This window comes from Pseudomonas sp. GW821-FHT02A11, assembly GCF_059421985.1.
On record NZ_JBWKWB010000011.1, the window covers coordinates 8321 to 23200 of the forward strand.

The following is a 14880-nucleotide window of genomic DNA, read 5'->3' on the forward strand; positions in this document are numbered from 1 at the left end:
TTTGTCCTGCGTCTGGCTTGGGGCATCTACAGTTTCGTCTTGCGCCGGGCTTGGTTGAACAGTTGGCTGCAAAAAGCACGGGGCTTGATGCAGGACCTTTGAAGAACTCCGGGCCCCCTGTGGGAGCGAATTCATTCGCGAGACGGTCTTTCAGCAGTCACAGATGTGGGGCTTGCGACGGCCCCTCGCGAATGAATTCGCTCCCACAGTTTTTTGTCCTGCGTCTGGCTTGGGGCATCTACAGTTTCGTCTTGCGCCGGGCTTGGTTGAACAGTTGGCTGCAAAAAGCACGGGGCTTGATGCAGGACCTTTGAAGAACTCCGGGCCCCTCTGTGGGAGCGAATTCATTCGCGAGACGGTCTTTCAGCAGGCACAGATGTGTGGTTTGCAACGCCGCATCGCGAATGAATTCGCTCCTACAAAAAAACGGCGGCGTATCTGCGACGTTAAATTTGCCGACGCGATGAACGTTCTAGCTGGGATAAGGCCCGCTTCCGGGTTGGAAACAGGTAGAGCAATGACGATTTCTCGACGAGGGTTCATCGCGGGGCTGGCGCTCACTGGCGCGGCCGTGCCGGCGGTCTATTACGCGCATCGCGAGCTGGCCCGCCCTGAATTCCCGATCACCCCGCAAGAGGCGAAAGTCGAGCTGCCGGACACCCAGGGGCGGCAATTGGCCGACACCTTGCGCGGGGTATGGGACATTCGATTTCAGGGCGCTGATGCCGGGTTTGAAGGGTTGCCGCAGGCCGGGGTGGAGATGTTTATCGACATCGCCCAGCGCGGGCGCGGGGTGCGCGGTTGTGTCGACACCGGTGCAAACCTGCGTTCGGCTCAGGCGCCGCGTTATCAGGTGGTGGGGGATCTGGCCCAGGCCAACCCGGCGCTGCTGCACTGGCGCCTGTTCGATACCTGGAGCGAAGAGGGCACCGGCGGCTATGAGCTGGAAGTGACCCTTGATGAAGTTTGGGCCGATTTCGGCAATGCCGGCAGCGCCACCCTGAGTGGTCGCGTGGTGCGCCTGGACAGGCCCGCGCAACTGCCGCTGCGGGACAATCGCTTCGTCGCGGTCAAGCGTCTGTTCCCCGAAGCCCGCCAGCGCATCGGCCTTAATGAGCCACTGCTGGCCTGGCTGATCGCGCCGGAACATCGGTTGTTTCACCAGCTCTGGCATGCCTCGCGGGACAAGTGGCACAAACTTTCGGCAAAAAAGCGCGATGCCCTGCGCGGCATTGGCTGGCAGCCCGGCCCGCGTGACGGCGAGCGCGATGCCCGCGGCGACACCAAGGACCGCAACGGCTCGGGCGTCGATTTCTTCTTCATGCACCGCAACATGCTCAGGAGCGCTCGCGCCCTGCAGGACTTGCCATCGTGGCAGCACTTCCCGTTGCCGCAACCGGAACTTGAGCGTGATCGCCAGGGCTTCGCCCGCTACTTCGATAACCACGACGGCTACTCGATCCCGCCGACCTGGCTGGCCCACGACGATGACGAGTACACCCAGTGGGTCAGCGACATCAAGAATGCCGAGACCTTCCACAGCAATTTCCAGGTCTGGGAATCGCGCTATCGCAACCCGCGCTACCTGTCGAAGCTGACCCTGGGCCAGTTCGGTTCCGAGATCGAGCTGAGCCTGCACGACTGGCTGCACATGCGCTGGGCTTCGGTGCCGCGCGACCCGTCCAACGGTGGCGCGGTGCCGATGGCCCGGGACCCTGCCGACTTTGCCGCGCGCTGGTTCGCACCTGAGAACGACTTTCTCGGCGATCCGTTTTCCTCCCACGTCAACCCGGTGTTCTGGCACTTCCACGGCTGGATCGATGATCGCCTTGAAGACTGGTTCCGCGCCCACGAGCGTTTCCATCCCGGCGAGCTGGTGCGTCAGCCGCTTAACGGTGTGCCGTGGTTCGCTCCGGGGCGCTGGGTTGAAGTCGCCGACCCGTGGCTCGGGCCGCTGACCCACGGCTGCAGCACCACGCCGGGGATTTTGCCGGGCAAGAGCCTGGAGATGGACCCGGAAACCATGAAGCTCGCCCTGCGCATCACCTTCGAGGACGAAGACACGCTCACCGGGCTGTTCAAGCGCGTGCCGCAACGCCCGTGGTATGCGCGAAACCTGCGCAACGCGGTGCCCTGGGCCTGAGCGCGAACGGCATGCAAGGACAAAAAGAGAAGGGCGCCCATGGACGCCAGAGCGCATCTGCAGATTTTTTTCGCAAATGCGTCTGGTTTTTATTCGTGATCCGTCTCAGTTATCAGAGGCGCGAAAAGACGCCGTCAATCACTTCATATCAAAAGGATCATTCACGATGTCCACCGCGTTTCGCTCTTCCCCTGACAGGGTCTTCGCGCTGCAGGCCTTGCCGCGTGCCGTTCGTTCCATCGCACTCGGCGCAACGCTTGCGGCTCCCGTGGGCATCGCCCTGTATTCGGGTTCGGCATTCGCAGAAGAAGCGGCCAAGACCGATAACGCCTCGGCGCTGCAACTGGACGCCACCAACATTGATGGCCAGGGCCTGGGGCTGACCACCGAGAACACCGGGTCATACACCACCGGTGCGACGTCGACAGCGACCAAGCTGCCGTTGTCGTTGCGCGAGACGCCGCAGTCGGTGAGTGTCATCACCCGTCAGCTGATGGATGACCAGAACCTGACCAGCATCAACGACGTGCTGAGCTTCACCCCTGGCATCACCAGCAACCACCGCGACAGTGAGCGTTACACGTTCTACTCCCGCGGGTTTCAGATTCAGAACTTCATGTACGACGGCATCCCGTCGCAGGTGGCCAACGAATCCCAGCAGTACACCAGCAGCCTGCTGGACATGGCCCTGTATGACCACGTTGAAGTGGTGCGCGGCGCCACCGGTTTGATGAGCGGCGCCGGTACGCCGTCGGCAACCATCAACCTGGTGCGCAAGCGTCCTACCCGCGACATCCAGGCCTATGTTTCGGGTGAGGCCGGTGCCTGGGACAAATACCGCAACGAGGCTGATGTCTCCGGCCCGCTCAACTCCGAAGGCACCATCCGCGGTCGTCTGGTGGGCGTGTACGAGAGGGGCAACTCCTTCGTCGACTGGTACCACACCGAGAAGAAGGTCATGTATGGCGCGCTGGACTTCGATCTGAGCGACGACACTCTGCTGCGTCTGAGCCTGGATTATCAGGACACCGATTCCGACGGTGTTTCGTTCGGCCATATTCCGCTGTTCTACAACAACGGCACGCAGACCAACTTCTCGCGCTCGTTCAACCCGGCCGCACGCTGGAGCTACCTGGACAACACCCACTACAACCTGACAGGGCTGGTGGAGCATAAACTGGGCAATGACTGGACCCTGAAAACGGCCTACAGCCACCAGTATTCGTACCGTAAGGGCACCACCGGTTCAGCCAGCGGCGGGTTTCCGGATCCTGTGACCGGCGAAGGCATGTACATGTATGTCAACCGCCTGGACAGCCATCAGGAGCAGGACACCCTCGATGTCTATGCGTCCGGCCCGTTCCAGCTGGGTGGGCGAGATCACCAGTTGGTGGTCGGCGGTACTGCCAGCCACACACACCTGAACTACCCGACTTACCAGAACGATTTCCCGGACATCCCGAACATCTTCGCCTGGGACGGGCACCAGATCGACAAGCCGCACTTCAGCAAGGCTGGCGAGAACGTGACCACCCTGACCCAGACCGGCCTCTACGCGGCGGCCAACTTCAAACCGTTCGACCCGCTGTCGGTGATCATCGGGACACGCGTGAGCAACTGGAAGCAGGACGACTTCAGCAGCACGTTCGCCACGGACACCGACCCGTACACCGCATCGACCGATCGCACTAAAAAATCCGGCGTCGTGACGCCGTATGCCGGCATCATCTACGACATCAACGACACTTACTCGGTCTACGCCAGCTACACCGATATCTTCCTGCCGCAGACCTTCTTCAAGACCGCCAGCAACACGTCGCTGGACCCGCTGACCGGCGACAACTATGAAATCGGTCTGAAGGGCGAGTTCTTCAACGGCGCACTGAACGCCAGCATCGCGTTGTTCGATGTCGAGCAGGAAAACACGCCGCAATTCGTCGAGAACGACCCGCAAACCGGGCGTGAGGTGTACCGCGCAATCAGCGGCACCAGTACCAAGGGTGTCGAGCTGGAAATCAACGGTGAAGTGGCCGATGGCCTGAACGTGTTCGGTGGCTACACCTACCGCGAGTCCCACGACAAGGACGGCGAGCGCGTCGAAACCAACCAGCCGTCGAACCTGTTCAAGCTGGGCACGACCTATCGCCTGCCTGGTGCGTGGAATCGCCTGACCGTGGGTGGCAATGTGATATGGCAGAGCGAGATCTACGCGGCAAACGAGTTTGACGACGGCATCCACAAGGCCAAGCAGGACCCGTACGCCGTGCTCGGTTTGCTGGCCAACTACAAGGTCGACGACCACTTGACGGTGGGCGCCAACTTCAACAACGTCACCGACCGCAAGTACTACGACGGCCTGGGCACGTTCAACTCCGGCTCCTACGGCGAACCCCGCAACCTGATGTTCAACGCCAAATGGAAGTTCTGATCGGCTGATCGGGCAGTGCTGGTAACACAAAACCCCGGCCAGAGCGCATCTGGCCGGGGTTTCGTCATGGGTCACAGGTCAACCTGTTGCAAGCGTCGCTTCAGGGGCAGACGGGGTCACTGGGCCAGGACGTTGTGCACCGTCCCGTCCTCCTTCAACTGTGCAAACGCTGCGGTGATCCGCTTCACCGTCTCAGCCGGCGTCTTGCCGCTCAACGCCACGTAGAGCCCCTTGGACAGCTCATCGATGGTGTAAACGCTCTCCAGATCCTCGAAGGCAATGTGCAGACCTTCGCACTGCTCTCGCGCTTCGCGCTCGGGCATGGGCACCAGCATCACCTGGCCGCTGAGCAGCTTGCGCAGGTTGTCCAGGTTGTTGGCCGAGACCACCATCTTGCTGAACCCCTTGCCCTCCAGGTACTCCTGGCGCGAATCGTCGCGCACCACTCCGACCGTGTAGCGCTTCGCATCCGCCAGGTCCTTGACCACCACATCGCGACGGGCGCGCAGTTTGTAGAACAGCGGCGTCACCTGATCCAGTTCGCCCACCCATTTGAACAGCGCCTCGCGCTCGCTGCTGCGGATGATCGGATAAATCAGCACGTTGGGTTCCAGCCGCGCCAGGTCATAGGCCCGCGCCCAGGGGTATAGGCTCATGCGGTAATCGGTGATGCCCGCACGGGCCAGGGTCTGTTCTACGATCTCGCTGGCAGGCCCGACCACCTTGCCGTTTTTCAGCGAGCTGTAGGACGAATCCTCGGTGACCACCTGAATCGTGTCGGCGTGGGCGGTCAGACCGAGCAGCAGCACTGCGGTGGCGGACAACACGCTCAAACCCTGTTTGATCGACGATGGGCAACGGCTCATTTCACATCTTCTCTCTGATCAGATCACACACCGGTTACGCCCCTGGCTCTTGGCCCGGTACAAGGCCTTGTCAGCGCTTTGCAGCAACTGGTCGAAACGGTCCATCGTGGTGGCATCGAGCTCGGCGATGCCGATGCTCAGCGTGATGAACGGCGAGACCGGCGAGGCGCTGTGGGGCAGTTTCTGGTTGGCCAAAAGCTCTTGCACACGCTCCGCCGAGGCCAGCGCCTGCTGTTTGTTCTGTCCCGGCAACAGCACGGCGAACTCTTCACCGCCCAGGCGCGCCACCAGTTCGCCGGAGCGGGAGAACAGCGCGCTCATGGTCAGCGCGACGTCGCGCAGGCACTGATCGCCTGTGGCGTGGCCGTAGGTGTCGTTGTAAGCCTTGAAGAAGTCGATGTCGCACATCAGCACTGAAAATGGCTGGCCATGGCGCAGCGCGCGGTTGAATTCCAGCTCCTTGAGCTCATCGAAATGACGACGGTTGGCCAGGCCCGTCAGCGGGTCGAAGCGGGTCAGGGCTTCCAGGCGAATATTGGCCGCCTTGAGCTGTGCGGTGCGTTGTTCCACCAGCTCGGCCAGTTGATCGCGGCTGGCGGCCAGGGCCAGTTCGTCCCGGGTCTGGCGCTCGATATGGTTGGCCAGTTTGTCCTGCAGGTCGTTGACGCCGGCTTCGAGCAGGTCCAGTTCGTCACTGGTCTTGCCATCGCGTCCCAGCACCAGATGCTGCTTCAGATTCTGCGGGGTGAGCTGTTCCAGGTGCCGCGCAATGCGCCGCACGTGCAGGGTTACCGAGCGGTTGAACATGCCCATGATCAGCCCGGCCAGGGCCAGCGACTGGATGATTTGGGTCAGCATAATGATCCCGACCTCTTTCCACAGGCGTTTCCACAGCAGGCTTTCGTCGCCTTCGATGGTCAGCTCGCCGACCACTTCGTTGGCGCCGGGGTAGGGGGTGACGGTCAGTTGGCGGTGCAGGGCAGGGGCCAGGACCGAGCCGGAGTGGCCGGGGTGCTGGCGTTCCACCGTTTCCGGCGCGCGATTGGGGCGCAGGATGCGCAGTTCGACGCGACCGACCGGTGCGGCGAGGGCGACGCTGTCGATCTGCGCCTGCAACGCCTCGCTGTCCATTTCCCAGACGGCCTTGGACAGCGTGCCCTGGAACACCTGATCGATCAGGCTCAGCTCGGCGTTCATGGTCGAGAGGTTGGCGTTCCAGGCAAACCAGGTGCGCACCGACACGGTGGCCAAGGTGAACAGCACGCAGAAGGCCAGTGTGGCGATGACCAGCCGACGCGCCAGCGAGCCTGTACGCGGCGGGGCGAGGGTGTCTTCAGCGAGTTTGGAGCCGGACTCTGCGAGCATGCTCAATTCCATTTCCGCGCGATGGCGTCAAAGGTCCCGTTTTCACGGAGGGTCTTCAGGCCTTTTTGAAACAGCTGCACAGTAGCATCGGGTGTCGCGGCGCTGAAAGCCATGTTGAAGCCGCCAGCGTCCTCAAGCGCCGGTATACGCAAGGACTGCACCAGGGTGAGGGACGGATCGTCACCCGCCTGACGGGCCAGGTACCTGGCGTTCAATTCATCGGAAATCCACAGGTCGACGTGGCCGGTGCGCAGCTTCTGGTAATTGAGTTCGTAGCGGTTGCTGGACTGCAGTTGCTCGCCGATGACGAATTTTCTGGCGGTCAGGTACTGCTCTCCCACATCCTCGTTGACGGTTGCGGTCTGCCAGTCGCGGGCATCATCCAGGTCCATGAGGCTGATCGGATGGTCTGCGGAGGAGTAGATGTACCAACGCGAGGCGGCGATGGTGCCGACCCACTTGAACAGGTTTTCGCGCTCGGCCGTGCGGGTGATGGAATAGATCAGCACGTCCGGCTCGTGCAGGGCCAGATCGTAGGCCCGCGCCCAGGGCATCGACTGGATGCTGGCCTGAACGTTGACCTCCTTGAGCACCGCCTGCACCACCTCGGTGCTCATGCCGGTCAACTGGCCGTCGCGGGTCATGTTGTAGGGCGGCAGCTCTTCGGTCACCACGCGGATGGGCTGGGCGTGAGCGTCGAAAACACTCAGGCACAGCAACACCGCGCCGTACAGCACGCTGCGAGCCTTGCGTCTGAGTGTGGGGGGTGTCATGGACAGCGACCTCATGAGCGGCAGTCGAGGCACTTGTCCGGGGTGCGGAAAAGTAGCAGCGCCTGACCCGACTGCCTCGTACAGCCACGATATCGGCTGAAAAATCCGCCACTTGAGGCGTTTATCTGCCGTTCATCATGCCACCGTCTGCCGGGCTTGCCCCCAGAACGCGGGCAGAGCGCCGGTGGCGCTGTGGCGTTGTGTCACACCGGGCCATCGGGCTTTGTTGACCTGGATCAAAGGTCTTGGAAGGTGCTGTAGGAAAATTGCTACGCACCCCGACGAGTCTTCAACATGCCCGGTCCCTTCGATTTCCTCAAACACCCACTGGCGAAAGAGATCGGCCTGATCCTGGTGATCAAGCTCGTCCTGTTGATGGGTATTCGCAGCGTCTGGTTCGACGCTCCGGTCGACGTCAAGGCTGACGGGGTGCAAGCAGGCCTGCATGTATTGGGCGCCCCTCCCGTATCTGATGAGAAGAACCCAAAATGATTTCGGAATCAGTCGTTGACCTCTCTCGGCTGCAGTTCGCGATGACCGCGCTGTATCACTTTATTTTCGTGCCGCTCACGCTGGGCATGACGTTCCTGCTGGCGATCATGGAGTCGGTGTACGTCATGACCGGCAAGCAGGTCTACAAGGACATGACCAAGTTCTGGGGCAAGCTGTTCGGCATCAACTTCGCCCTGGGGGTCACCACCGGCCTGACCATGGAGTTTCAGTTCGGCACCAACTGGGCCTACTACAGCCACTACGTCGGGGACATTTTTGGCGCCCCGCTGGCCATCGAAGGCCTGATGGCGTTTTTCCTGGAATCGACCTTCATCGGCCTGTTTTTCTTTGGCTGGGATCGCCTGACCCGCGTGCAACACTTGGCCGTGACTTGGCTGGTGGCGATCGGCTCGAACATGTCGGCCTTGTGGATTCTGATTGCCAACGGCTGGATGCAGAACCCGGTGGGCGCCGAATTCAACTTCACCACCATGCGCATGGAATTGACCAGCTTCAGCGATCTGCTGTTCAACCCCGTCGCTCAGGTCAAGTTCGTCCACACCGTGGCTTCCGGCTACGTGACCGGCGCGATCTTCGTGCTGGCGATTTCCAGCTGGTACCTGCTCAAGGGGCGCGACATCGGTTTTGCCCGTCGTTCGTTCGCCATCGCCTCGGCATTCGGCATGGCCTCGATCCTGTCGGTGATCGTGCTGGGTGACGAGTCCGGCTACGAGATTGGTGATGTGCAAAAGACCAAACTGGCCGCCATCGAAGCCGAGTGGGAAACCGAGCCTGCGCCGGCGGCGTTCACCCTGTTCGGGTTGCCGAATCAGGAAGCCCAGCGCACCGATTACGCGGTCAAGATCCCTTATGTGATGGGCATCATCGCCACCCGTTCGGTGGACAAGCAGGTCACCGGCATCAAGGATCTGGTCAGCGAGCACCAGGGCCGCATCCGCAACGGCATGGTCGCCTACGACCTGCTGGGCAAGCTGCGCGCCGGCGACAGGAGCGAGCAAACCCTCAACGCCTTCAACGAGGTGAAAAAAGACCTGGGCTACGGCCTGCTGCTGAAGAAGTACACCGACAAGGTGGTGGACGCCAACGAGCAGCAGATCAAGCAGGCGGCGCTGGATTCCATCCCTCACGTAGCGTCGATTTTCTGGACCTTCCGCATCATGGTGTTGAGCGGCGTGTTGATGCTGCTGTTGTTCGCTTGTGCGTTCTACGCGTCGGCGCGCAAGAACGAATCCAGCAAACGCTGGTTGCTCAAGTGGGCGCTGTTCAGCCTGCCGCTGCCGTGGATCGCCACGCAGACCGGTTGGTGGGTGGCCGAGCACGGTCGTCAGCCCTGGTCCATCGGTGAAGTGCTGCCGGTCCACCTGTCGGCCTCGACCCTGTCCAGCGGCGATGTGATCGGCTCGATCCTGGCGCTGGTGGCGTTCTACACCGTCCTGCTGATCATCGAGATGTACCTGATGATCAAGTTCGCCCGTCTGGGCCCAAGCAGCCTGCACACCGGTCGTTATCACTTCGAGCGCCGCGAGAGCGAAATGCCCGCTGCCCAACAACCGACGCTGGCCTGAGGAACACACGATGTTCGATTACGAGACACTCAAACTCATCTGGTGGGTGCTGGTCGGCGTGCTGCTGATCGGCTTCGCCCTGACTGACGGCTTCGACCTGGGCGCGGCGATGCTGATGCCCTTCGTCGGCCGCACCGACAACGAACGGCGCGTGGTGATCAACACCATCGCCCCGCACTGGGACGGCAATCAGGTCTGGCTGATCACCGCCGGTGGCGCGCTGTTCGCGGCCTGGCCGCTGGTCTATTCGGCAGCGTTCTCGGGGCTGTATTGGGCGCTGCTGCTGGTGCTGTTCGCGCTGTTCGTGCGCCCGGTGGGCTTCGACTACCGCAGCAAGCTGGAAAACACCCGCTGGCGGCAGAGCTGGGACTGGGGCCTGTTCGTCGGCGGTCTGGTGCCTTCGCTGGTGTTCGGCGTGGCCTTCGGCAACCTGCTGCTGGGCGTGCCATTCCAGTTCGACGACACCCTGCGCTCCAGCTACCACGGCAACTTCTGGCAACTGCTCAGCCCGTTTGGTCTGTTGGCCGGTGTGGTCAGCCTGAGCATGCTCGGCCTGCACGGCGGCAGTTGGCTGATGATGCGCACCGAGGGCGCGATTGCCCGTCGTTCCCGCCGCGCCGCGCAGTGGCTGTCGCTGGTGTTCCTGCTGTCGTTCATCGGCGCGGGAGTGTGGCTGTTGCTGGGCGGTATTCAAGGCCTGGCGATCACCTCGGCATTCGATGCCGGTGCAGCGCTGAACCCGCTGGCCAAAACCGTAGAGGCGAGCAACCACGGCTGGATGGCCAACTACCACGCGCATCCGTTGACCGTGATGGCGCCGCTGCTGGGCATCTTCGGTGGCCTCCTGGCGCTGCTGGGCGCCAGTGCGGGGCAGGGCCGTATGGCGTTTCTGGGCAGCAGCCTGGCTATCGTCGGTGCGCTGTGCACCGCGGGGTTCGCCATGTTCCCGTTCGTCATGCCGTCCAGCCTTGACCCTGCATCGAGCCTGACCGTGTGGGACGCGGTGTCCAGCCACAAGACCCTGATCATCATGCTGGTGGCGGCGAGCATTTTCGTGCCGCTGATCCTCTGCTACACGCTGTGGTGCTACGCCAAGATGTGGGGCAAGGTCACCACCGCGCACATTGACCACAACCCCCACGGCCTGTACTGAGCCCGGATTTCATCGAGGAGAGCATCATGTGGTATTTCGCCTGGATACTTGGCGTATTGCTGGCTTGCAGCTTCGGCATCATCAACGCCCTGTGGCTGGAGTCGTCCGACGCCAACGCCGTGGAGAACGGCCGTGACCGCTGAGGCGCTGAACGCACCGTTCAGGCACACCTTCGGCAGGGTTTTGTCCCTGCTGATGGCGGTGCCCTTGAGCCTGGTGCTGTTGGTTCATCCGGCGTCGATGCTCGACGCCAACGGCCACTATTCCCACAGCCTGTTGATGCTGATCATGTGGGGCGTGGCCGGCGGGTTCGTCCATGGCGTCGGTTTCGATCCAAGGGCGCTGGCCTGGCGGGTGGTGTTTCACCCGCTGCTGGCCTGGGGGCTGATGGCGATCGGTTACGCGATCTGGCTGATGGCCCGTCAGTGGGTCTGAGGCTGGGCTGACTTCAGGGCCGGGACGATGGACAGCGCAATCAGCGCGGCAATCACGCAGAGCAGGCCGGAGATGAAGAACGCCGGCAGGTAACTGGCAAAGTGTGTGCGTGTCCATCCGGCCCCGAAGGCGGCAAACGCGGCGCCCAGTTGATGGCCGGCGAAGATCCAGCCAAAGACGATGTTGGCGCGGGCCGCACCAAATCGCTGCACCGTCAGCTTGACCGTTGGCGGTACGGTGGCGATCCAGTCCAGCCCGTATATAAGGGCGAAGAACGACAGGCCGTACACCGTGAAATCCGAGAACGGCAGGATGATCAACGCCACGCCGCGAAAGCCGTAATAGCAGAAGAGCAGCCAGCGGTTGTCGAAACGGTCCGACAGCCAGCCTGAACCGATGGTCCCGACAAAATCGAAAATTCCCATCACCGCCAGCATGCTGGCCGCCGTCGTCGCGATCAGGCCGTAATCGCCGCACAGGCTGATGAAGTGGGTCTGGATCAGCCCGTTGGTGCTGGCACCGCAGATGAAAAACGTCATGAACAGCACCCAGAACGTCCAGGTTTTGCACACCTCACCCAGCACGTGCAGTGGCATGATCAGCAGTTGGGCGAAGGTTTGTGTGCTGGCCGCCGTAGGCTGGATTTCGGTGTCGCCATAGGACGGCAGCTGCAGATCGGCAGGGTGGTTGCGCATCAATGCGAGCACCGCGACCCCGGCGATGACGATGGCCACGCAGATGCAGGTCAGCGCCGTACGCCAGCCAAAGTGCTCGGTCAGATTGGCGAGCATGGGCATGAACACCAATTGGCCGGTGGCAGAACTGGCCGACAGCAAACCCATTGCGATCCCGCGTCGTTGGGAGAACCAGCGCGTTGCGACCGTTGCGCCCAGGACCATGGCCGTAAGCCCCGTGCCAAACCCCACCACCAAGCCCCACAGCACCACCAATTGCCAGAATTGGGTCATGAACAGCGACAGGATCATGCCGCTGGCGACCAGGGTCAGCGCGGTCAGCACCACGCGCCGCACACCGAAGTGGTTCATGAACGCCGCTGCGAAGGGTCCAACCAGACCGAACAGCGCGAAGCGCACGGCCAACGCAGAGGAGATCTCTGCCGTATCCCAGCCGAACTCGGCCTCCAGCGGCTTGAGGAATACACCCGGAGCGCCGACTGCGCCGGCCATCACCAGCATGGTCAGGAACGTGACCGCCAGGACGACCCAGCTGTAGTGAATGCGACGACGAGACAGCGACGCCGCCAGAACAGACGAAACCATGCGTGAATCCCCGAGAAGCCAGTGCGTGAATTTGGAGTATGACCGTTAGCCAATATTCACGCTCAAACGGAGCGTGCTCGTCAAGGGAATATTTCTGAATGTTTCATAAGAGTTCCCGAGACTCTGCCACAGGTCCCGCGGCGATCGCCCATCTTCGGCTCACTGCAGCATCCTGTAGGAACAGTCGGAGGTTACGATGGCCGCGAAAGCGGTATGTCAGGCAACTCATTCATGACTGACCCCCCGCTTTCGCCACTGTCGCACAGCTCCAGCAGCTCCCACAGGGATTGCACTCCATCTCTACACCTGAGCAAGCCCTGACAGGTTTGGCGGTAAGCCGATGACAAATGATCGCCGCAGAACGGTAGGAGCAGTCGGAGGTTACGACGGCCGCGAAAGCGGTAGATCAAGCGCTCGAGATTGACCGGGTAGCCGCACAGCACCACCGGCAAGCCGTGCTGCTACAGTGCGCTTTGGCGATCGAGCCTTTACTATCGCGCCCATTCAGCCCCTCGTCGTGCCGAGCCACCCATGGACAGATTTCAGGAAATGCAGGTCTTCATCGCCGTGTGCGAAGAGCGCAGCTTCGCCACGGCGGCGCGGCGCTTGAACATGTCGGCGCCCAGCGTCACCCGGGCGGTGGCGGCGCTGGAGAAGCGCATCGGTACGCTGCTGTTGTCCCGCACCACCCGCAGCGTGCACCTCAGCGAAGCGGGGCAGCGTTACCTCACCGATTGCCGACGCATCCTGAGCGAGCTCGAAGAAGCCGAAGATTCGGCCGGCGGCAGCATCGCCGCGCCGGTCGGGCAATTGACGGTCACTGCGTCGCTGCTGTTCGGCGAGCTGTTTGTCATGCCGCTGGTGGTGGGCTATTTGCAGCAATACCCCGGCGTCAGCGTCAATGCGCTGCTGCTCGATCGCGTTACGCAAATGGTCGAGGAGGGCATCGACGTTGCGGTGCGCATCGGCCATTTGATGGACAGCAGCCAGCACGGCGTGAAGGTCGGCGAAGTACGGCGGGTGCTGTGTGCATCGCCAGCGTATCTTGCCGTTCATGGCAGGCCACGGCATCCGGTGGACTTGAAGGAACACCGGTTGATCGTCTCGGCGGCCAGCGTGCTGGTGCGTCGCTGGGAGTTCATGGAGGGGGGCAAACCGCTCCAGGTCGATCTGCAATCGCGCCTGACGGTGTCCGCCAACCAGGCCGCCATCACCGCCGCGAAAATGGGCTGGGGCGTGACGCGGGTCTTGTCTTATCAGGTCGCCAGCGCAGTGGCGAGCGGCGAACTGCAGCTGATTCTGCAGGACTTCGAAGAGCCGCCGCTGCCCGTTCACGTCTGCTATCAGGCCGAGCGCAAGGTCTCGGCCAAGGTGCGCACCTTCGTCGATTATTGCGTCGAACGCATGACCCAAGACCCCGCGATCAAGGCGGCCGGGCAGAGCCGCGGCTGATGGACCGGCATCAGCAGATGCTGATTTTCGACGCCGTAGCCAGCGAGCAAGGGCTGGCGGCGGCGTCCCGGCGTCTGGGCATATCCGAGGCCACGGTCAGCCGTTCTCTCGCCGCGCTGGAGAAACGTCTGGGCACACCGTTGCTGGAGCGCAGCACCCGCGGCGTCACCCTGACCGGGGTGGGCCGATTGTTCGCCAGCGATAGCGCACGTTTGCTGCGCGCCGCTGAAGAGGCGGACGCGTCGGCCAACGGGCTGCACAGCGAGCCGCGCGGGATGCTCAACCTGGTCACGCCGCTGATGTTCGGCGAGCGCTTACTGCTCCCAGTGGCGCTCGACTTTCTCGACACCTGGCCGGGCATCGAGATGTCGGTGGTCTATCAGGACCGCTTTCCTAACCTGCACGAAGAGGGCGTCGACGTCGCCGTGCTCATCGGCCCCTTGCCGGACGGCTACATGGTCGCGCGCAAGCTCGGCAGCGCGCGGCAGATGATCTGCGCCAGTGCAGATTACCTTCGCCGTCACCCGGCGCCCTTGGCTTTGCGTGACCTGAGCGCCCATGCTCTGGTGTTCTGCAGTGCCGATAATCCGGTGCTGGAGTGGCGTTTTCAGCGCGACGGCTCGCCGCGCAGCGTCGCGTTGCGTCCGAGCCTGCGCTGCACCACTCAGGCAGCCACGGTTGAAGCTGCGCTCAGCGGCGCAGGGCTCGCCTCGTGCCTGAGCTATCAGGTGCACGAGCATCTGCAAACAGGAAGGCTGCAACCGGTACTGGAGGCGTTCGAACCTGCGCCCCTGGCTGTGCATCTGGTCTATCGCGAAGGCCGGCGGGCCTCGGCGCGAGTGCGTAGCTTCATCGACTTTGCCCTCGAGCGCCTGCGCAATCATCCGATGCTAAGCCCCTGATCCAA

General features: G+C 62.4%; 13 protein-coding genes. 9 read left to right on the plus strand and 4 right to left on the minus strand.

The window, feature by feature from the left end; genetic code table 11:
- Nucleotides 1-517 precede the first annotated feature (517 nt).
- Nucleotides 518-2143: a pyoverdine maturation tyrosinase PvdP gene (pvdP, locus tag AC07V9_RS16735; RefSeq protein WP_495016786.1), complete on the plus strand. Its 1626-nt coding sequence runs from the start codon at nucleotides 518-520 to the stop codon at nucleotides 2141-2143.
- Nucleotides 2144-2309: 166 nt separating this feature from the next.
- A complete protein-coding gene (locus AC07V9_RS16740; RefSeq protein ID WP_495016787.1) occupies nucleotides 2310-4571 on the plus strand; it encodes a TonB-dependent siderophore receptor in 2262 nt (753 codons plus the stop codon).
- Between the two features lie 116 nt (nucleotides 4572-4687).
- Here the strand turns inward: AC07V9_RS16740 and AC07V9_RS16745 are convergent, their stop codons facing one another.
- From AC07V9_RS16745 to AC07V9_RS16755, 3 genes are read right to left on the minus strand one after another with little or no spacing between them, the layout of a single operon-like run.
- On the minus strand, nucleotides 4688-5437 hold the full coding sequence (locus tag AC07V9_RS16745; protein ID WP_495016788.1) for a substrate-binding periplasmic protein: 750 nt from the start codon (nucleotides 5435-5437) through the stop codon (nucleotides 4688-4690).
- Between the two features lie 18 nt (nucleotides 5438-5455).
- Nucleotides 5456-6802 (minus strand): GGDEF domain-containing protein, encoded by a 1347-nt coding sequence (locus AC07V9_RS16750; protein ID WP_495016789.1) that lies wholly within the window; start codon nucleotides 6800-6802, stop codon nucleotides 5456-5458.
- 2 nt (nucleotides 6803-6804) lie between these two features.
- Entirely contained in the window at nucleotides 6805-7575 is a 771-nt protein-coding gene (locus tag AC07V9_RS16755) for a substrate-binding periplasmic protein (RefSeq protein ID WP_495016790.1), read from the minus strand.
- Between the two features lie 294 nt (nucleotides 7576-7869).
- On the opposite strand from AC07V9_RS16755, the gene cydP reads away from it, so the two are divergent.
- From cydP to AC07V9_RS16780, 5 genes are read left to right on the plus strand one after another with little or no spacing between them, the layout of a single operon-like run.
- Nucleotides 7870-8067 carry a cytochrome oxidase putative small subunit CydP gene (gene cydP / locus AC07V9_RS16760; protein WP_495016791.1) on the plus strand — a complete coding sequence of 66 codons (198 nt, stop codon included), beginning with the start codon at nucleotides 7870-7872 and terminating at the stop codon, nucleotides 8065-8067.
- Nucleotides 8064-9653, plus strand: a complete 1590-nt coding sequence (locus AC07V9_RS16765; protein ID WP_495016792.1) for a cytochrome ubiquinol oxidase subunit I — start codon at nucleotides 8064-8066, stop codon at nucleotides 9651-9653. The genes cydP and AC07V9_RS16765 overlap by 4 nt, the downstream gene beginning before the upstream one ends.
- A gap of 10 nt (nucleotides 9654-9663) precedes the next feature.
- The gene (gene cydB / locus AC07V9_RS16770; protein ID WP_495016793.1) at nucleotides 9664-10806 is read left to right on the plus strand and encodes a cytochrome d ubiquinol oxidase subunit II; all 1143 of its coding nucleotides are present in this window, start codon (nucleotides 9664-9666) and stop codon (nucleotides 10804-10806) included.
- A 26-nt stretch (nucleotides 10807-10832) separates the two neighbouring features.
- Nucleotides 10833-10949 carry a cytochrome bd-I oxidase subunit CydX gene (cydX, locus tag AC07V9_RS16775; protein ID WP_296257165.1) on the plus strand — a complete coding sequence of 39 codons (117 nt, stop codon included), beginning with the start codon at nucleotides 10833-10835 and terminating at the stop codon, nucleotides 10947-10949.
- Nucleotides 10939-11241 (plus strand): cyd operon YbgE family protein, encoded by a 303-nt coding sequence (locus tag AC07V9_RS16780; protein WP_495016794.1) that lies wholly within the window; start codon nucleotides 10939-10941, stop codon nucleotides 11239-11241. Before cydX ends, AC07V9_RS16780 begins: the two co-directional genes overlap by 11 nt.
- On the opposite strand, the gene AC07V9_RS16785 is transcribed toward AC07V9_RS16780, so the two are convergent.
- On the minus strand, nucleotides 11229-12521 hold the full coding sequence (locus AC07V9_RS16785) for an MFS transporter (protein ID WP_495016795.1): 1293 nt from the start codon (nucleotides 12519-12521) through the stop codon (nucleotides 11229-11231). The genes AC07V9_RS16780 and AC07V9_RS16785 overlap by 13 nt on opposite strands.
- 531 nt (nucleotides 12522-13052) lie before the next feature.
- Here AC07V9_RS16785 and AC07V9_RS16790 point away from each other — a divergent pair.
- A complete protein-coding gene (locus AC07V9_RS16790; protein ID WP_495016796.1) occupies nucleotides 13053-13973 on the plus strand; it encodes a LysR family transcriptional regulator in 921 nt (306 codons plus the stop codon).
- Nucleotides 13973-14875: a LysR family transcriptional regulator gene (locus AC07V9_RS16795; RefSeq protein ID WP_495016797.1), complete on the plus strand. Its 903-nt coding sequence runs from the start codon at nucleotides 13973-13975 to the stop codon at nucleotides 14873-14875. The genes AC07V9_RS16790 and AC07V9_RS16795 overlap by 1 nt, the downstream gene beginning before the upstream one ends.
- Nucleotides 14876-14880 lie beyond the last annotated feature (5 nt).